This window comes from Paenibacillus typhae (assembly GCF_900099765.1).
GTDB classification, from domain to species: domain Bacteria; phylum Bacillota; class Bacilli; order Paenibacillales; family Paenibacillaceae; genus Paenibacillus_AQ; species Paenibacillus_AQ typhae.
The window spans coordinates 92,510-111,451 of sequence record NZ_FNDX01000015.1 but is presented as its reverse complement, the minus strand read 5'-3'; the positions used below and the strand labels follow the sequence as shown (position 1 = coordinate 111,451).

Genomic DNA, 18,942 nt, shown 5'->3' with positions numbered 1-18,942 from the left:
CAGGCTAAGGGGCAGGTTGCCTACGTGTTACTCACCCGTCCGCCGCTAAGCTTATCCCGAAGGATAAACTCCGCTCGACTTGCATGTATTAGGCACGCCGCCAGCGTTCGTCCTGAGCCAGGATCAAACTCTCCAATAAGGTTTTTCCGGGCGGTTACTTCACTTGAATCACTTCGTGGAAATAACCATCCGAAAACTATCGAAAAGAGCGATTCGCTCATTTTGAAACATCTGACGAGAATTTACATTCTCAAGATGAATTTCTAAAGCGTACAAGACGCTGTGAAAATCATCAGTTTTGGAATCACCGAAGTGAATTCCGATACTCACTCGTTGTTCAGTTTTCAAAGATCAAGCTCGTCGTCACTGTCGATGTTCTCGTCAGCAGCAACTCTTATATAATATCACGTTTGTTTCAGAAGCGCAAGCTTTTTTTTGAAATACATTTTTCAATCCATTTCAGTCAAACTTTGACGCGCTCTAACAACGCTTACCTATAATACCCCACATCACTGACAAAAAGCAACCCCTTAATTTAAAAAAAGACAACCTGCTAAATTATATTAGCAGGTTGTCTCCATATTACCGTATTATTTTCGTTCTTAGTAGAATTTAGCAGCGCTATATTTGCTCGCAACTTTAGTCAGCCCAACGTCTTTGTTGTTCTTAGCCAGGCCTGCGTCAACTGTAGTATCAATTGTTACCCATTTGCCGTTAAGCAGAACTTCATTCCAAGCATGATAGGTCGATACATAGCTGGTGTTACCCATTACAAGCTTTGTTGGAATGCCTTCACTGCGCAGCATAGTAGCGAACAAGGAAGCATAGTCATAGCAGATGCCTTTTTTGGAGAGCAGTGTATTGTCGTTGTTAGGAATATAATCCGGTGTTACATTAGCAGCCAATGCATTGTCATACTTAACATTTGCTACGATGTAGTTATAGATCGCTTTTACCTTAGCTTCATCTGTAGTCAAGCCTTTTGTAAGCTGTTTAGCTTTCACTACTGCTTTATCGGAAGAGGTCCATTTCACGTTCTGTACGGAGCTCAAGTATACGGCGTTGGCATCGCTGAGTTTAAGCTCAACATCTTCGGAAGATACCACTTTATATTTGTTACCGGTTGTGTTCTCAAGAACAGATACTTTATAAGTGCCGTTGCCTTGTTGCAGCGGGAAGGATTCTGTCGACTGGGAAGCATAGAGATTGTAAGTGTAGCTGTTGCCGTCTTTGGTGATCATAACCTTGATACGCTTGTCAGCAGGTACATCATAGGATACTGCAACAACACCTTGATCGAGCTTTGATGTATTCAACCAGCTTGAGTCTGCAGTTGCAGCTGAAGCTGTGCTTGTCTGAACGGAAGTGACAACTACGAACAATGTTAACAGCATGAAATAAATTTTTTTCATGGATAAAACTCCCTTCGGTAGCTGGCTGCCATCCTTACGGGAAGGCCCTCTAGCTTTGCGTCCCTACCTTTCGATAGGTTTGCCATTATCGTTTGCAGCTTTATCTATCTCTTAATCTACCATAATTACTAGATTTTGGATTGAATAGCCAACAAAAAAAGCCCTTCATTCGGTAGCTGGCTGCCATCCTTACGGGAAGGCCCTTTAGCTTTGCGTCCCTACCTTTCGATAGGTTTGCCGTTATCGTGTGTGCTTTTATAGTTATATACTACCATATTTTCGCCCAGATACAAGACCTATTTTACTAGAATTTCAGCATTTTTCAATAAAATTTTCGTTAATTCGCGCTGAATCCCTTTTTGTCTGTTTTTAAGAGAGTTTAGCATGAATAATCAGCCGGTGAGTCGGGTTAACCAGCGGATCACAGGTGATTAGAGTAAGGATTTTATCTTTACCATTGCCGTTCAGCACTGACACATCCGTCGGCTCTACTATAGAAATATCATATACTTCGTACTGATACTCCTCTGCGCTCGTCTTGATTTTGATGGTGTCCCCGATCTTCACTTCATTCAGCCTGTTAAAAAGCCTGCCGGCTGTTCTGGATCTGTGGGCGGCTATAGCCGCATTGCCTACCTCACCCAGCGGAGCGGTCTCCTTCATATGGGCGGCAGCGTGCTTCATATTCGCCTTTGTCGCACCTTCAAGAACAGGAAGCTTCAGATCAATCCGGTCAATCTCAATGATTCCGGTGATTTTGCCGCCTACTGCAATTTCTTCAGCGGGCTCTGCAGAAGGCTGTACCTCCTCCTGCCCCGACTCCTCAGCCAGCAGCTGGGTCACCTCCGCATAGGGCTTTTGCAGATCTGGTCCGGCTGTTGGTGCCAGTTCGCTATAGGCTTGTTCAGCCTCCTCCAGCAATTTAGCCTGCTGTCTGTCGTTGTACCACTCGCTTGCTTTGGGATACAGCATAATAAGGACGCCCGCCAGTATAATCAAATAAGATAATTTGCGCATGAACATCTCCCTCGCTTCGTTGCGGACAGAGCGTTCCCTGTCCTGTTCTTTACCTAGAACACCCACATCCGGCTTCCGAAAAAGTTGATAATTACCGTTACGAACGTAACAAGCACCTTGGCAATCAGCACCTGAATACCGAAGCTGTCCGTCAGAAAGTGCATGAGCAGTACCGAAATACCCAGCACGGCCAGATTAAGAACGATAAACTTCACCAGCTGCAGCCTTCCGGAGTCTCGCTGGGCTGTTGCCCGGTCACGAAAGGTCACTTTTTTATTCCAGAAAAAGCTGTTCGCTGTCCCTGCACTATAAGAAATAACCTGAGCCGGAGCGTTCATCATGCCCAGTGAATGCAGCAGTGTAAATACTGCAAAATCTATCAAGGTATTAAGCAACCCTACGGCGTTGAACTTTAGGAACTGGATAAATCCAGCATTCAGCCTGTTACTTTTCATAACGCTTGCCTTCCCGTATGTCCGGATATTCTCCGTCCTCGTATCCTCTGGTTTCCCGTACAATATACAGCGGCCGGTCTTTGGATTCATCATAGATCCGTCCAATATATTCACCTATTACCCCAAGCAGCATCAGCACGATACCGTTAAACAGCAGATTGACGCCGACAATTGAGGTCCAGCCGGGAACCGCCCACGTCGTGAACAGCTTCTGAAACAAGATGAAGAAGAGATATAAGAAGCTGGAAAAGGCCAGAAAGAAGCCGACATAGGATGCTATTTTGAGTGGTTTATGGGAAAAGGAGGTGATGCCGTCCAGCGCGAACCGGACCATTTTCTTCAGCGGATATTTGGTTTCGCCGGCAAAACGCTCCTCCCGCACATATTCAACCATCGTCTGGCGGAAGCCTACCCAGCTTACCAGCCCCCGGACGTAACGGTTCTTTTCCTTCAGTCCCCTGAGGACATCGCAGACCTTGCGGTCAATCAGCCGGAAATCGCCTGTATCGGTCGGAATTTCCACGCTCGTCATGCTGCTCAGCAGACGGTAAAAGAGCTTGGCGGTTACCTTCTTGAACAGCGTCTCCCCATGGCGTTTAAGCCGCTTGGCGTAAACAACCTCGTAGCCTTCCTTCCATTTCGCGATCATCTGCAAAATAACCTCCGGCGGGTCCTGAAGGTCGGCATCGATGACCACTACCGCCTGCCCCTCAGCATAGTCCATCCCGGCGGTAATCGCGACCTGATGTCCGAAATTGCGCGAGAAGTCGATCAGCTTAACATGCTCGTCACGGCTGCTGATCCCGCGCATAATCTCAGCTGTACGGTCACGGCTGCCATCATTGACGAAGACCAGCTCGTAGGAATCACCGCATTCGTCCATAACCTTCTTTAGGCGCTCGTACGTATGCTGAATGACTTCCTCCTCATTGTACATCGGGACAACTACACTGTATCTGGCTTTCACCTTTGTTCCTCCTAAAAGTTTTATGGAGCTTTACTTCATTGGAATACTTCGCAATAAAACTCGCTTCGGAAGCATACGCCTAGTTTTGTGAGCATGGGCTTCCTCGTATTACTTCGTACAAAACTCGCTTCGAAAGCATACGCCTAGTTTTATGGAGCTTTACTTCATTGGAATACTTCGCAATAAAACTCGCTTCGGAAGCATACGCCTAGTTTTGTGAGCATGGGCTGGCCCCCTAGAATACCCAGGAAGGGAACCAGCGCAGCACAATATTTACATAATCGGCACTGACCTGCATTCCGGACAGTACCGGATAGAACATAATGAAGAGTATGGCAGCTGCGGCCACATAAGCATAACGGATTTTGGAAGCCCCGGGAAACTTGCTGTCCAGCAGCTTCATTACATAAACAATAGCCAGGATTATGAACGGCACCATTGCAAAATAGTGATACAGGAACGTCTCGCGCGGAACGAGCATCCATGGCACATACTGTGAGAAAAAGGCGATCCACAGCATATACAGACTCTTCTCCTTGCGCTTGATTGTAAGCCATACCGTGCCGAGCATCGCAAATATCCCGGTCCACCAGATCAGCGGATTGCCGATAGTAACAATACTGCTCACCCGGCCCTCAGGCAGCCCTTCTCCTCCGCTGAAGAACCATACCGGACGTTTCATAAACGGCCATTCCCACCAGGAGGAGGAGAACGGATGCGTAGCTACCAGTTGGCTGTGGTAGTTAAACATATTTTTTTGGGCATCAATAAGTCCTTTAATAGTATAACCTTCTGCCGTAACGGACAGCACCGGTATAAAGGACAGGCTGTATATTACAGCAGGAATAATCACAAAGAACACAACGCAGCTGGCCAATGTAATGATCGTGTTCTTCCAGAAGGAGCTGTCGGCTGTCCGGCAGGATGTCTTAATCTCCTGATCACCGAGCTTGCCTTCCGCAAGCATGCGCCCGGCTGCCCGGTATTCCTTATAGCGGTCAAACAGGGACAATGCGAGCATAACCGCCAGTCCGGCACCGCCATACAGCACAATCCATTTGGAGGCAACTCCGATTCCGAAGAAAAGGCCTGACCAGAACAGCGGCACCAGGGTCTTGCGCAGCGGAACACGATAGAAATTCATTGTAAAATAGCGCTGCATGAAATAGAACATCAGCATGATGAAGAATACGCCGTATACGTCGATCGTAGAGATGCGCGTCTGGGTAAAATGCATGAAATCCAGAGCGAAGAGCCCCGCGGACAAAGCGGCGTACCGGGTTCTGCCGAACAGCCGCAGGCCCATCATATAGATAAGCGGCAGCATCGCAACCCCGAACAGGGTACCGATGATGCGCCAGCCGAACGGATTAACGCCAAACAGCTCCATGCCTACTCCGATCAGGATTTTACCGAGCGGCGGATGGGTATTTTCATAGGCAACGATCCCGTGGAAATGCTCATACGCAGTCCGGGCATGATAAATTTCGTCAAAATAGGTGCTGTTCATGAAATTCGAATGTTCCGGAACCAGCGACTGCTCGTCGAACAGATTGGCAGGCTCGCCTCTCTTGGCTGCCGCCCCGGCACCCGGCGTCACACCGGCAACAGGAAGCGTGGCTGTGCCGCCCCCCTGTTCATAGAAGGCTATTTCATTCAAGGTAAAGCCCGGCTCGGTAACGGTCAGCTTCACATACCTTGCCGCTACATTTAACGGCTGGCTTTTCCAAATGAAGACATTGCCCACATCCTCGCTTATATCCAGCGGGCTGCCCCAGACATCAGGGGTCTCACTGAACTCCAGCTTGAACTTGCCTGTGCCTACACCTCCGAATATATTCACACGCTCCAGCTGTCTGCTCTGGCCGAGATCGACATAAAAGCTCTCACCGCTGGCCGCAGGCTCCCACAACGTTTCCGGGGCCTTGGTTGAACCGAGATTCACGAGAGCAATAGCTGTATAGACTGCTGTAATGGCCAGCATCCAGATCCAGTCTTTACGCTGCAGCCTGAACCGGGCCTTCCCTTTGGTCTCCAGCGGACGGATTCCTTCAGCAAGCGCCAGATCGGCAGCATACTTCTCAGCATCAGTATCCGGCGGTGCCAGCGGCTTGGTCTGTTTGCGGATATATACCATATACCCGGTATACAGCGTATAGACCAGCAAACCGAGATTGGCAATCGACGTAACCAGTACAATACCGTCCGTCGGCGGATTGCCGCCGGCATTGAGATGAGCCAGTGTATAGCCGACATTGATATATTGCGTCAGCGTAAAGCCCAGGAACAGCGTCAGGAACCGGCGGTCCTTACTCTCCATATAACTGAACAGAGAGAGAATAAGGGCCGGATAGATATAACGCTCATGCATTTTGGTGCCCAGTACAAATACGACGGCAATCAGCACAATAGCGATAAAATATGATTTGGACAGGTCCTTGCGGTCCTTGCGGAATGAATAAAAGGTTGCGGCTGCTACAGCGGCCAGGATGAAAATAAAACCCCAGACGCGGTAAGGAATACCCAGCCATGTCACATCCATAGCCGACCACATCGGGCCTGTTAGTGCGTACAGGTTAAACGCATTTACGGTGGAGTACGGGTAGGACGATAAAGTGCTCTTATACAAATTAATCAGCCCGATGAAGCCGCCGTTGTTCCAGAAGAACGGGGCTGCCAGCAGGGCAAAGATCCCCAGCCCGTACAGCGCACCTATAGCAAGCTGCTTCCAGGCCCGGTGATGATAGAAGGCAAACATCAGGACAGGGGTAAAGATCAGTGCCTGCGGTTTGACCAGTACGGCAATGGCGAAGAAGACCGCTGAGCGGACAAAGGTTTTGTCCGCCGCCCCCATAATGCTGAGCAGCAGGAAAATCATAAAGAAGGAATCTGCCTGTCCCCAGGCAGATGAATCCATTAATACTGCCGGATTGAACAAGTAGAGCAGCATCAGGCCGATGGCCAGTCCGCCGCCGAGCTTCTTGCGTCCAATCTTGTAAATAAGGCCTGCGAGCACCAGATCCGAGAGGATCGCCGGCATTTTGAAGAGCAGCATTTCTCCCGCTGAGCCATGCGTCAGGCCAAAGAGGCCGCGGATGGCGCTCAGCAGATATAATATGTACAGGTAACCGGGCGGATAGTCCGCAAAGTAGCCTTTTTCATAGAATCCGCCTGGTCCCTTGTCAACGAGGCGCTGCCCCCAGGCAATGAAGGTATTCATATCATTCTCGTAGCCCTGTGCTGTGACGCCAATCCAGATCCGCAGAATAAAAGCACCTGCGAATGCGACATACAGCCATCTCGTGTACACGACATCCGGCTGGGCCAGCAGTTTGTTGCTGCGCAGTCCCCTGTTATACAGAAGGGCAAAAAACACACTGAATACGGCTGAAATCAGCAGGATTTTGGCCGGTGAGACTTTGTGGGGTACAGCTTCTGCACCACTGTTATCGGCAGGGACAGCCGCTCCGCTGTCCAGTGAAATGAAGCCTGCCCCTTCGGGAAGAGCCTCCAGCTTTTCTACAGACAGGTCATCGAAATAGGCTTTCCCTTGAATAAGGTTGGCGTAGCCGCCAAGGGCCGCTCCGACGGCAAGCTCGGTCTGCTCGCTTCCGGTCTGGCCAAAAAACTCCAGGTACTGCCAGTCCCCGCCCGTATCTGTTGTAGCCGGGTATCCGCCGCCGATGCCGACCGGAAAGACATTCGCGCCGAAGCCTTCACCGGCAATGCTGGCAACTTTGATGTATCCGGAAATCTTGTAGTAGCTGCCCGGCGTTACAGTAATAGTCTGAATCCATTTCAGATGATTCGGCTCAAGGTTCTCAATAACAGCGGCTTTGCTGCCGGAATGTACCTCCTCAGACTGAACAGAGAGAATCCCCGAGCCGTCTCCGGCGATCCAGGCATCCTTCGTCCAGCCTGCCGGTGCCCCGTCCTCCCCGTCTTCAAATCCCGGATTTTGCAGCAGGTTCCCCTCTGCATAAATACTGGTTACCGGAAGTACGAACATCAGCAGCATGAATATAAAGACTGCGGCCGTGCGTAGATTTTTCATCGTTCCAACCTCACCTCATCAATGTTAATCCAGCCGTTCCCGCCGGTTATAATAATTTCTGCCTGCTCTCCCTGTTTAAGAGCCGCAGCCGGAAGCCTTACCTCATGGTACGCATCTCCCGCTGCCAGCTCCGCTTCAGCCTGCAGGCTGCCGTTCACGAGCAATCCGACCTTTCCTCCGCTGCCCCCTGCACTTGCCATTAGGGTTAACGTGTAATCTCCCTGCTCCGACTGAACCGTGAAAGACTGGCTTACGGTTTTGTCCGCCCCTGCATCCAGATAGGCTAGCAGGCTCCCCGAGTACGGATTATTGCCGGCAACTCCCGTTCCCGCTGAAAATTCCCAGCCGGCCGGACCTTCCTCAAACCCTCCGTTAATCAATTCATGATTCACTCCCGTACTCAAGGGAACTTCCTCTGCAGCATAATCGCCGGTAATTATTACCGTATAGTTAGCAAACCGCTTCACGGTATAATCGCCTGCAGCTGCTGCTGGTACCCCTGTGTGATTGCTGACAACATATGCTGAATTTCCTTCCAGTACATCATATCTGCCGAATCTGTATCTGCCAAACGCTGTGACTTGCTGAAATGCACCGCCGGGATTAGAGTAAACGACCGAATCCAGGAAGTCATGGGGGCTGATTCTCTCATAAAACAGGACGAAGATATAGGGCATATTGATTTCGTCTGTTACGTAAATATTTCCGGCGGTATGCCCGGAAGCATACTGTATCGCCTCTCCGGCAGATTCGTAAAAGCTCGGGCCGATTCTGTCCGGATATTCCCCGAAATATTCGCTGATAAACAAGCCAAACATGACTGTAAAGGCAGCAGCAGAAAGAATGGCAACCATTTTTATACGGGAATAGAGCCAGATGAAGCCTGCCGCCGAGAGCATAACCAGCGGAATAAAAACAATGTTAATCCGGTTAATATTCACGGTGGTGATAAAGGCCATAAGTACTGCTGACAGCAGCCAGAGCAGAATAATTCCCTGCTCCGCTCCCTTGCGCCGGTTCCTCCAGGCCGTACTTGCCATGACAATAAGCCCGATGAGCGCAAACGGCAGCGCAAGCGGATAGGCATAGCCGTACCAGGATAAAGAGTTCCATGGCAGACCGTCACTTCCGCTCCAGATAATAGACAGGAATTCACGGAAATTCCCCGCAGCCGTCTGTAGCAGCGCTCCGCCAAAAACGGAGGAGATTTGCTCCACCCGCGGCATGGTAAGCTTCGGGACAGATAACAGCGGCGTAGCGATTGCCTGCAGGCCCTCATAATGATTAATTACTATAAATAATAATATGGGCAGGGACAGCAATACAAATAGCAGAGCATTCCACGCTAGCGTCCGCACTTTAAGCACCCTGCAATATAATAGAAGAATTGCCGTCCCCGCAGCAAACACAGGAACAAAGAAATAGGCCGTTCCGTATGCATATAAAGATAAAGCCAGTACAGCGGTAAAAGCATAAGTCCAGCGGGAATCGGCAGATTGAACCGAACGCATAAGGAAGTATACCGCAATCAAAATCAAAGTCGGAAATAAATTGGATTCCAGCGCCCACCTCGACATCATAATATGCCACGGGTTAATGGCTATAAAGAACATGGCAGCTATGCCTGCCGCTCTGGAGGGAAAAATCCGTTTCATAATTAAATAGAAGAAAGCCATTCCGGCAAGTCCCATGATCACACTCAGCGCCCTCACCGACAGCGGAGTCAATCCGAACAACAGGATAAACGGCATGGACAGATAGGCATATAAAGCGTTTTGCCCGCTGCCCCAGGCAATCAGATGAACAGGCAGATGAACACCGTTACGGTCTATTCCATAATGCAGAATAGCGTAAGCATCATAACCGATAGAAGCCTCATCCTGGTTCAGACCGGGCGGAACCGAACCTATGTACACTATCCTGACAATTGCCCCGAGCACGAACAGCAGCAGCGGCCAGGGGTTATTTTTGCAGGAATTAACAATTCTGTTTAGGATGCCGGACAACTTACATCACCTCTTCAACAATATAATCTAAATACTGGATGATGGAAAGACCGCAGCCGCGCTTTGTTTAGGAATAGCCAAAAAGAGCCGGAAAGCCGGAATAACAAGTAGAAACGGCTTAGCCGTCCTAAACAGGACGGTAGCCGTTTCTGCGAGAAATATAAGGATGATTTATAGCGTAAAACATATAAATCCTTATATTTACAAAAAGACAGCCCCCTCATCCCTGAAGGAGCTGTCATGTTGTTCTATTAAATGGAGTTGTGCTTAGCCTGCGCTGCCGAAGAATACATAACGCATAACGATCAGAACCGCCAGTACCCACATCATCCAGTGGATATCATATTTCTTTTTGCCGGCCAGGTTGGCTACACAAGCCAGGATTACATAAGTAACAATACCGAACGAAATCCCGTTAGCAATGTTGTAAGTAAAAGGCATAATCGCGAAGGTCAGGAAGGCCGGAATAGCGTAAACCATATCCTGAAAATCAATTTCGCGGATCGACTGGGCCATAAGCACACCGACAACGATCAGGGCAGCAGCAGTAGCCGAACCTGGAATCAGAGCAACTACCGGAGCAAGGAATAGTGCAAGCAAGAAGCAAACACCTGTTGTTACGGCAGTAAGACCTGTACGTCCGCCTTCAGCCACACCGGCAGCACTTTCTACATAAGCAGTAGTAGTGGAAGTACCGAGCATTGCACCGCCTGTTACAGCGATCGCATCTACGAACATTGCGTTACCCACACGTCTCTTGCCTTCTTCTTTGTTCTTCATAATGCCTGCACGTTCAGCAGTACCTACCAGTGTGCCGAAAGTATCAAACAGCTCTACAAAAGTAAAGGTGGCGATTGCGGATACGATACCGGTGTGCATGATGCCGTCCCAGTCAAATTCCATGAAGTTCAGCTGGGTGAAATCCGGAACCCAAGGGGTTTGCGGGCTGCTCAGCGAACCGAAATCAACGGCACCCATCAGAATAGCCACAAGCGTTGTACCAAGAATACCGAACAGGATTGCGCCGCGTACCTGCAGCACCATCAGAATAGCGATCAGCAGAAGGCCGATAATAACGAGCTGGACATTGGTGTTTTCCAGGCTGCCCATATGAATGACTGTCTCGAAGGACAGAACGTCTGTAAATTTGTTAGCAGGAATGTCGCTGCCGGCTTCAACGCCGATTGTCATCAGACCGCTGTTCTTGAGGCCGATAATGGTGATGAAAAGACCGATACCGACGGTAATCGCATGCTTGAGGCTGTCCGGAATTGCGGTAAGCAATATCTGCCGGACTCGGGTAACCGTAAGGAGAATGAAGATCAGACCGGAAATGAATACGGCGGTCAGACCCATCTGCCAGGTGAACGGGTGGTCGGTCGTCTGTGAAGCGAGTACTACGGAAGCAAAATATGCATTAAGGCCCATACCAGGTGCCAGCGCAACCGGGAAGTTAATGAACAAACCCATGGCAATCGTGAAAATACCTGCTGCCAGCGCTGTTGCCAGGAATACGGAATACCAGCCCATGTCGATGCGGCCAAAAGCAGTCAGCGTACCCGGGTTAACCGACAGGATGTAGGCCATTGCCATAAAGGTAGTTATACCGGCCATGATCTCTGTACGTACGGTAGTGCCGTTTTCTTTCAATTTGAAAAAGCGGTTCAATTGTTTCTCCCCCTAAGGTGTATGTTGTGTATGAGCCCACAGAAAAGCCGGCATCTGATCGACACCGGCCCGAAAAAAGAGAAGGTCCCTCATCTCCCTCCAGCCTCACGGCCGAAGGTTCTTATGGAATCGCTCTTTTTAATCGTAGCCAGGTCATTACGGTGACCTCGTAGAAACTTCCAGGCCAATTCCCGGAATTATACGAATAATTTTGTTGCTCAACGCTTATTTATTTTAGGTGGAACTCACATGACTTGTCAATGGTAAATACGAACATTGGACGTAATGTTTTGGTTATTGTTCGTAAATGAGGCGTTTTTATGAATGTGGTGAAAGGTGGAGCTGCGTTTTTTCTGACATCTAATTTATCTTTCCCATTTCTTTTGTCATATATAATTGACATCCTAAAAAAATGCAGCTAAGATGACAACACAAATAAAGTCACATATATATGACTTCTGAGGAGGGGCTTATGAACAGGGTTGCAGAATACAGAAAGCTGTCCGGCTTGTCACAGCTTGCCCTGTCCAAAGAGATCGGAGTAGCCAGGCAGACGGTGAACCTGATCGAAAATGACAAGTACAATCCGTCACTGGATTTGTGCATTAAGCTGGCCAAGGCTCTGGACACTGATCTGAACACACTTTTCTGGGAGGTTAATCATCATGCTGAGTAATTTGGAGAAAAGAATGCTGAAGCCCTTTATCGGCTATCTGGACGAGAGGGATGAATATCAGCAGGGGGAAATTTATAAGATACTTGCCGGTGCCTGTATGCATGCCTTTTACTTGACAACCGGTCTTATGCTGATTAGTTTGATTGTCGATACGATAAACCGCACCTTTACCTTTGGCACTATTGCTTTATTTATAGTGAACCAGCTCGTATCCTACAATATCTTGTTCAGACTCCGAAAAACCGGAATTGCAGAAACCGAGTATGACATAGAAGCAGATTATAAGAAAATCATTACAGGATTGCGGAAAAAATTTACCCTTGCAGGTATCCAGTGGGGCTTTACCATGTTAATCCTGATGGAGTTCCTGCTTCCGGCTTTGGCCGGTGAAGAGCTGGAAATCCATTGGTTCTCCCCTCTTATCTGGTTTATCAGCGGTGCAGCCTTTGGTGTCGTTACCTACTTTTTCAAAAAAGAAATGTTAAAAAAATAAGCTAGCGCAGCCGGCCTGAAAATACATACATACTTATCTGAATAGCATATCAATTAAGAGATTTATGATAAAATATATTATATTTTCTGGAAGGGAGCACCCTTTATGGCTATATATCAAAACAGCATTATTGTTAATCGGCCGCTACTTTTAATATCAGGTCAAACTCCTCAAATAGAAGAAAGTATTCCTGACCTGATTGAAGATCAATTAGATATAGTAATTGCAAAAATAGATGCAATACTTACGGAAAACAATGCTGAAATATCGAACATTGCAAAAATGAACATTTACATTACGGATAGAGAATACTTATATGCCGTTAGGAGCAAATTATCCAATTACTTAAAGGACACTAAGCCAGCAATGACACTGGTTGTGGTTTCAAGTCTAATTGATCCCTTATTCAAGGTAGAAATGGATGCTGCAGTGTCGTTATAAATCTCTTAGTAAACTTAAAAAAGAGCTGAAAACCCAATAAATACCTGGGCTTTCAGCTCTTTTTGATCTATTCCCACTCGATGGTTGCTGGCGGCTTGGAAGTCACGTCGTAGACGATCCGGTTCACGTTGTCCACTTCGTTAACGATGCGGACGGAGATTTTCTCAAGCACATCCCATGGGATACGGGCCCAGTCTGCAGTCATACCGTCGATGGAAGTAACCGCGCGGATACCTACGGTGTAGGAATAAGTACGCTCATCCCCCATAACACCCACGCTCTTCATGTTCGGAAGTGCAGTGAAATACTGCCAGATTTCGCGGTCCAGACCGGCTTTGGCAATTTCCTCACGCAGAATGTAGTCGGAATCACGAACGATCTGCAGCTTCTCCTCCGTAACTTCACCCAGTACACGGATAGCAAGTCCCGGACCCGGGAACGGCTGGCGCCATACAATCGCATGAGGCATACCCAGCTCTTCACCCAGCTTGCGGACCTCGTCCTTGAACAGGGTATTCAGCGGCTCGATCAGGCTGAACTTCATGTCTTCCGGCAGACCGCCGACATTGTGATGCGATTTGATGGTCTGGGCAGTTGCAGTACCGCTCTCTACGATATCTGTGTACAGCGTACCTTGAGCCAGGAAGGCAAAGTCGCCCAGCTTGGCCGATTCTTCGTCGAAGCAGTAGATGAACTCGTTGCCGATGATCTTGCGCTTCTGCTCAGGATCGGATACGCCGGCCAGCTTGCCGAGGAAGCGGTCGCGTGCGTCGATCTTGATCACATTAATATCAAATTTGCCGACAAAGGTTTCCATTACACTCTCGGCTTCACCTTTGCGGAGCAGGCCGTGGTCGATAAACATACAGGTCAGCTGATCGCCGATTGCCCGGTGAATCAGCATGGCTACAACGGAGGAATCTACACCGCCGCTTAGTGCGCACAGCACTTTCTTGTCGCCGACTTTATCCTGGATATCCTTAACGGCATCCTCGATAAAGGACTCCATTGTCCAGTTGCCTTCGCAGCCGCACACTTCATACAGGAAATTCGAGATCATCTCATTACCGTTCACAGAGTGGCGCACCTCCGGATGGAACTGCACGGCATAAAACTTCTTCTCGTCATTGCTCATTGCCGCGATCGGAGCGCTCTCTGTACCGGCATCCAGCTTAAATCCGCCCGGAAGCTCAACTACGTGGTCACCATGGCTCATCCATACGGTCTGGCTGCCGTCAAGACCTGCAGCAAGCACCGAGCCAGGCTGGAAGTCTACGTCCGCCTTGCCGTATTCGCGCTTGGCTGCACGTTCTACTTTGCCGCCCTGCTGCTGTGCCATCAGCTGCATGCCGTAGCAAATCCCGAAAATCGGCAGGCCCAGCTCATATACAGCCGGATCTACATGCGGCGCATCTTCGGCATATACACTGCTTGGCCCACCGGAGAAAACAATCCCCTTAGGTGAAAGTGCCTTAATCTTCTCTACTGGTGTATTGTACGGCAGAAGCTCGCTGTATACCCCCAGGTCCCGGATTCTGCGCGCGATAAGTTGGTTATACTGTCCTCCAAAATCGAGAACGACGATAATTTCATTTGGCTTGTTCATTACGTGCCTCCCTTGATTATTGGATTCATTATACTCATGGTTAATTCTCACCGTCAAGGAAAGGAGGACAGGCATTTTATATGCTTTTGGGCGGTAAAGTCCAGCAGCAGCAAGGAGCTTTACCGATAAGGAACATCCGAAGCGCCCTGCTGGGAAAGCTGTCCAGGCACACTCCCCCGGCGTTCAAATGCCAAGGGCTGAAGCTTGCAGATTACGCCAGCCGGAAGGTAATCACCAGACACCAGCTGATAAAATCGGCAGCTTCTTCCTCCTGCGGCGCAGAAGGATCGGGAGCATGCAGGCTTTCGCATGCCGGACCGCTACCCGGTAAGGCGGCGGAGCGTGTTAGCGGGCTGCGGTATGCCGGGCCAGCGGATAATGCGGAACCGGGACGCTGTGTGTCAGGGGATGCGGGGACGGGTGGCGGCGCGGCGCTGTATGCCAGGGCTTCCCACTGGCATACAAACTGCCGGACCGCGGCGCGCAGCCGCGTGTCCTCAATGGCCAGGGAGGCGGCGTACTCCCTGGCCGTCAGCCCCGGCGGCGGCGCCCCGTACCGCGCCGCCAGGCCCCGCCAGGCCAGCACGGCTGCGCGCAGCTGCCGCTCCCGGCCCCTGCTGCCGCGGCGCAGCGCCGGCAGCAGGGCCAGGCTCCGCCGCCAGCGCCAGGCGGCGGCGAGCACAAGCGCCGCCGATGCAGCGGGCGGCGCCGGGGTCCCGCCCGCCTGCGGCAGGGCGGGCAGGCCGTCCGCGGGGCTGCGCGCGGACGCAGGGTCTTTCTGCGGCGCGGGGGCCAGCGCCGCTGCAGCAGCCGCCGCCGGACCAGCGGCGGCCAACCCAGCCCCCGGCGTAGGGTCGAAAGCGACCCACCCCGCGCCGGGGAAGTACACTTCAACCCAGGCATGGGCATCCGCCTGGGTGATCAGATAGCGCCCGCGCTCGGGAGTGCCGGGCCCGTAGCCCTGCACATAGCGGGCCGGAATTCCGCTGCTGCGGAGCAGGACCGTCATCGCCGAAGCAAAATGAACGCAGTAGCCCTGCTTCGCAGTGAACAGGAAATCATCCACGAAATCTGCCTCTGCCGGCGGAATCCGGGTATCCAGGGTGTACGGGTAGCTGCTGCTGAGATAGCTGCGCACCGCTTCGGCGGCATCGTACCGGTTCTCCGCCCCGGACATTAGCTCTGCAGCAAGTGCGGTGACCCGTCCGGGAAGCTCTGCCGGCAGCTGCAGATATTGGCCGGCAATAGCCGGCGGATCTTGTCCGTTCAGCCTGCGCAGCGCTTCCGGATCACTTTCAGGCAGCAGCGATTGAACCTCATAGGCTTGGATTGCGGCCGCGCCGGAGGTTACCGGCAGACGGAAGCGGTCCTTCTCCGGATTCGTCAGTACATAACCGAGCCTGCTTCCATCCGTCAGTTCCACCTGCCCGACATCAGCCGGCGTGCCTGCACTGAACAGCGGCAGCCCGCCGGATACAGGGGCGGCAAGCTCAATCCGCTGAACCAGCGTCCGGTTGCCGGATGAGGAATCCGCAGCCAGGGCAGCAGACATCTCAGCCGAAGGAAGTGCCGTCAGATTAAGCGGCTCATACATAATCCCTTCCCGGATCCAGTGGCGGCCGTCGTAATAGGCAAGGCTTTCGCCCCGCCAGTATACCGGACGGCTGACGGCTGCTGTAAAAACAGGCGCTGTGCCCGGAGTCAGCGGCGCGCCAAGCTCACCTTCACCGGTTCCATACCCGGTAGTCCCCGCAGTAACGGCAGAAGACGTTTCCATCCCTGTACGGCTTGAAATCCCCCCTTCAGCCCAATGCCTCAGCTGCTCCAGCACCGGCTGCAGGGTTACGGGTGCAGCCGGGCGGGGCCCGTACAGCCAGCCGCCCGTCCAGGCCGCTGCCGCCAGCAGGAAGGCTGCGAGCAGCGTAAATCCTGCCCAGCGGGAATACGGCAGCCCTTGCTGATCCGTCTGCTCTTTGAGCTGTTGCAGGCCGGCCAGTCCCCGCATCCAGAGCGTAAGCACTGCCGCCGCTACTATGCAGCCTGTTGTATGAATTCCAAAAATAATATCAAGCACCAGCAGATAGCCTGCAGTGACGGCTGTAAACAAAATAGTGGACCCTCTGTACAGCGCCAGCTGCTGTACGGAAGCAACCAGCAGGCCCCAGCCCAGAACCAGAATAAGCAGTCGGCTGTCCTCGCTTAGCTCTGACACCCTGCCTGTAAAGAGCCGCGCAGCATCCGCAGGAATCCCCAATACGTAAGCACCAAGCCAGTTCGGGCCTTCCTGTCTGTCACAGGCGGAGTACCAGGTCAGGGCAATGAGGATAAATTGTACACAGAACTGCAGCATGGCAGGCACCCGGAAGCTGCCCCACAGGAGCAGTCCCCCCGCGGACAGCATCAGCAGCTCCAGCAGCTCCACTGTATCCGCTGCCGTAATGGACTGATGCAGCGGCAGCAGCCAGCTGATGAACATGCCCATAATAGCCAAAGAGAACAGCAGACGGTAGTAGAGAGGATTGCTGTCCCCGTTACCGGTCTGGCTGTTCTCGGTTGGTTGTACATCCGGGCGGTATGCGGGAGCAGGGACTGCCCTCAGGCCCTCTCCCTCCCAGGCGGAGCCGTGAGGGGAAGGCGTGGTGATCCCGGTTCCCCCCTGCAGCGGACTACCCCAGTGTGGGCTTCCCCGGAAATGCATGAGTCTCCCCCTCCTTCTTCCATTCAGGCGCAGCCGATGGATCCAGGCAGTATAGCCTTGCGCCCAGCCGGACCAGACTGCCGCCGATGGTTCCTGCCGCTTGCGGCCTGAAGTCTCCCGCAGCAGCACTTTCAGGCTGCGGGGAAGGCTGATCCCACACATAATACAGCTCCACCTTCACTCCCTGCACCAGGAACCGGGCAAGTATCCGGGCGGCTTCCTCCTCCAGCCGGCCGGTAATGACAGCCACCGTCATACCCGGAATCCAGTGCTGCGAAGCATCCTCCAGGAGCCGGGCGAGGCTCCGTGTTCCGCCGGGCGTAATTTCCGTAAGCATATCCTGTACCCTGGAGGGGATTTTACCCAGCCCCTCATATCTGGCCATTCCTTCTGGCCAGCCTCCGGTAAACAGCTGGACATACCCCCCGGTGCGCTCAGCGGACAGCATCAGCCCCATCGCTGCGGATACCGCCCGCTCAAAGGCCGGATTTCCCTTCTCTCGCTGGCTGCGCGGCGACAAGGCGCTGAAGGGTATTTCATAATTCCCCGGACAATTGGCCAGCACGATGCAGGACATCCGCCCTTCTTCTTTCTCCGGCACCCGGCTCTGGAGCGTACCTTTGCTTGCACTGCTCTTCCAGTGGATCCGGTTCAGCGGATCACCCGGTATATAATGGCGGATATCCGCCGACTCCCCGCTGCTGCGCCCCCGCTTCGGCAGCATTTCTCCGGCGCTGCGGCTGCTCTCCGGCAGTCCTGCTCTGATGTAGAGCGGTTTTGGAAGCACCTTCAGGCTCTCCCGGGCTTCCAGCCGGGTCTCCCCGGTGAACAGGCCTGCCGGATCCCCCCAGCTGACCCGGCTGCCGTACAACCGGTGAATTCCCCGGGGCACCTCGTTAAGCCTGTAGGAATACCGGAAAGAGCGCCGGAAACCGGGGAACAGCAGCTCCCGGTGCCAACCTCCGCCCCAATAATCGGTAAGAATCATCCAGGGAACCGGAAGCCGGGTCGAGAAGCTGACCTGCACTTCGACAAGCAGGCTGTCCCCGGCTACCGGACGGCTCGGGGTTATGCTGCGCGTAATTTCAAACCGCCGCGGCCCGAAGGCCTGCAGCAGCAGCCCGCCGCCCATCAGCAGTCCGCTGGCAACGAGCAGAAACAGAAGCGAGGCTCCGCCCCGCCAAACATATAGGATTCCGAGAACAAGGGTAACAGCCAGCATGCGGAGCCACTCCGCAGCAATACTGCGGCTCCGGCGAAGCAACAGTCCCTGGACGTCAGATGAACGCTTTTCGGGGGTTGGCTCCATTAGTGATGAAGAGGACAATCGGCACCCTTCCTTTGTGGTCATAGACTAGCTCCGGTGAATGCGGCAGTGCAGCATACAAGAGCCTACTATTATCTATTCTTCCCACGTAAAAGGGTGCCCAAACCCCTGATGCCCATTCG

13 protein-coding genes, 1 rRNA gene and 3 riboswitches are annotated in these 18,942 nt (G+C 52.0%); of the genes, 3 read left to right on the top strand and 11 right to left on the bottom strand.

What is annotated here, in order from left to right:
- From BLR64_RS14735 to BLR64_RS14700, 8 genes are all read right to left on the bottom strand, one after another.
- Positions 1–139: ribosomal RNA gene (locus BLR64_RS14735) — 16S ribosomal RNA — on the bottom strand; the annotation flags it as partial.
- 463 nt (positions 140–602) lie between these two features.
- On the bottom strand, positions 603–1,412 hold the full coding sequence (locus tag BLR64_RS14730) for a transglutaminase-like domain-containing protein (protein WP_090715226.1): 810 nt from the start codon (positions 1,410–1,412) through the stop codon (positions 603–605).
- Positions 1,413–1,425: 13 nt separating this feature from the next.
- A riboswitch (cyclic di-GMP riboswitch) is annotated at positions 1,426–1,506 on the bottom strand.
- 74 nt (positions 1,507–1,580) lie between these two features.
- Positions 1,581–1,661, bottom strand: a riboswitch (cyclic di-GMP riboswitch).
- A 120-nt stretch (positions 1,662–1,781) separates the two neighbouring features.
- Positions 1,782–2,429, bottom strand: a complete 648-nt coding sequence (locus BLR64_RS14725) for a class D sortase (protein ID WP_090715224.1) — start codon at positions 2,427–2,429, stop codon at positions 1,782–1,784.
- A 53-nt stretch (positions 2,430–2,482) separates the two neighbouring features.
- Positions 2,483–2,884: a GtrA family protein gene (locus BLR64_RS14720; RefSeq protein WP_090715222.1), complete on the bottom strand. Its 402-nt coding sequence runs from the start codon at positions 2,882–2,884 to the stop codon at positions 2,483–2,485.
- Positions 2,874–3,851, bottom strand: a complete 978-nt coding sequence (locus tag BLR64_RS14715) for a glycosyltransferase family 2 protein (protein ID WP_090715220.1) — start codon at positions 3,849–3,851, stop codon at positions 2,874–2,876. The genes BLR64_RS14720 and BLR64_RS14715 overlap by 11 nt, the downstream gene beginning before the upstream one ends.
- Positions 3,852–4,086: 235 nt before the next feature.
- Positions 4,087–7,905: a glycosyltransferase family 39 protein gene (locus tag BLR64_RS14710; RefSeq protein ID WP_090715218.1), complete on the bottom strand. Its 3,819-nt coding sequence runs from the start codon at positions 7,903–7,905 to the stop codon at positions 4,087–4,089.
- The gene (locus BLR64_RS14705; protein WP_090715216.1) at positions 7,902–9,911 is read right to left on the bottom strand and encodes a glycosyltransferase family 39 protein; all 2,010 of its coding nucleotides are present in this window, start codon (positions 9,909–9,911) and stop codon (positions 7,902–7,904) included. Before BLR64_RS14705 ends, BLR64_RS14710 begins: the two co-directional genes overlap by 4 nt.
- 267 nt (positions 9,912–10,178) lie before the next feature.
- Entirely contained in the window at positions 10,179–11,579 is a 1,401-nt protein-coding gene (locus tag BLR64_RS14700) for an NCS2 family permease (RefSeq protein ID WP_090715215.1), read from the bottom strand.
- Between the two features lie 125 nt (positions 11,580–11,704).
- Positions 11,705–11,804: riboswitch (purine riboswitch) on the bottom strand.
- Positions 11,805–12,051: 247 nt separating this feature from the next.
- Here BLR64_RS14700 and BLR64_RS14695 point away from each other — a divergent pair.
- From BLR64_RS14695 to BLR64_RS14685, 3 genes are all read left to right on the top strand, one after another.
- Entirely contained in the window at positions 12,052–12,255 is a 204-nt protein-coding gene (locus tag BLR64_RS14695) for a helix-turn-helix transcriptional regulator (RefSeq protein ID WP_090715213.1), read from the top strand.
- A complete protein-coding gene (locus BLR64_RS14690) occupies positions 12,245–12,748 on the top strand; it encodes a hypothetical protein (RefSeq protein WP_090715211.1) in 504 nt (167 codons plus the stop codon). The genes BLR64_RS14695 and BLR64_RS14690 overlap by 11 nt, the downstream gene beginning before the upstream one ends.
- Positions 12,749–12,853: 105 nt before the next feature.
- Positions 12,854–13,189 (top strand): RidA family protein, encoded by a 336-nt coding sequence (locus tag BLR64_RS14685; RefSeq protein WP_090715210.1) that lies wholly within the window; start codon positions 12,854–12,856, stop codon positions 13,187–13,189.
- Positions 13,190–13,256: 67 nt separating this feature from the next.
- On the opposite strand, the gene guaA is transcribed toward BLR64_RS14685, so the two are convergent.
- From guaA to BLR64_RS14670, 3 genes are all read right to left on the bottom strand, one after another.
- Complete coding sequence (gene guaA / locus BLR64_RS14680) at positions 13,257–14,795, bottom strand: glutamine-hydrolyzing GMP synthase (protein WP_090715208.1); 1,539 nt, start codon at positions 14,793–14,795, stop codon at positions 13,257–13,259.
- A 211-nt stretch (positions 14,796–15,006) separates the two neighbouring features.
- Complete coding sequence (locus tag BLR64_RS14675; protein WP_167360685.1) at positions 15,007–17,493, bottom strand: transglutaminase-like domain-containing protein; 2,487 nt, start codon at positions 17,491–17,493, stop codon at positions 15,007–15,009.
- Positions 17,462–18,820, bottom strand: a complete 1,359-nt coding sequence (locus BLR64_RS14670) for a DUF58 domain-containing protein (RefSeq protein WP_167360684.1) — start codon at positions 18,818–18,820, stop codon at positions 17,462–17,464. The genes BLR64_RS14675 and BLR64_RS14670 overlap by 32 nt, the downstream gene beginning before the upstream one ends.
- Positions 18,821–18,942 lie beyond the last annotated feature (122 nt).

Coding starts and splice junctions, on each gene's coding strand:
- BLR64_RS14730 (WP_090715226.1), bottom strand. CDS start 1,412: ATGAAAAAAATTTATTTCATGCTGTTAACATTGTTCGTAGTTGTCACT.
- BLR64_RS14725 (WP_090715224.1), bottom strand. CDS start 2,429: ATGCGCAAATTATCTTATTTGATTATACTGGCGGGCGTCCTTATTATG.
- BLR64_RS14720 (WP_090715222.1), bottom strand. CDS start 2,884: ATGAAAAGTAACAGGCTGAATGCTGGATTTATCCAGTTCCTAAAGTTC.
- BLR64_RS14710 (WP_090715218.1), bottom strand. CDS start 7,905: ATGAAAAATCTACGCACGGCCGCAGTCTTTATATTCATGCTGCTGATG.
- BLR64_RS14695 (WP_090715213.1), top strand. CDS start 12,052: ATGAACAGGGTTGCAGAATACAGAAAGCTGTCCGGCTTGTCACAGCTT.
- BLR64_RS14690 (WP_090715211.1), top strand. CDS start 12,245: ATGCTGAGTAATTTGGAGAAAAGAATGCTGAAGCCCTTTATCGGCTAT.
- BLR64_RS14685 (WP_090715210.1), top strand. CDS start 12,854: ATGGCTATATATCAAAACAGCATTATTGTTAATCGGCCGCTACTTTTA.
- guaA (WP_090715208.1), bottom strand. CDS start 14,795: ATGAACAAGCCAAATGAAATTATCGTCGTTCTCGATTTTGGAGGACAG.
- BLR64_RS14675 (WP_167360685.1), bottom strand. CDS start 17,493: ATGCATTTCCGGGGAAGCCCACACTGGGGTAGTCCGCTGCAGGGGGGA.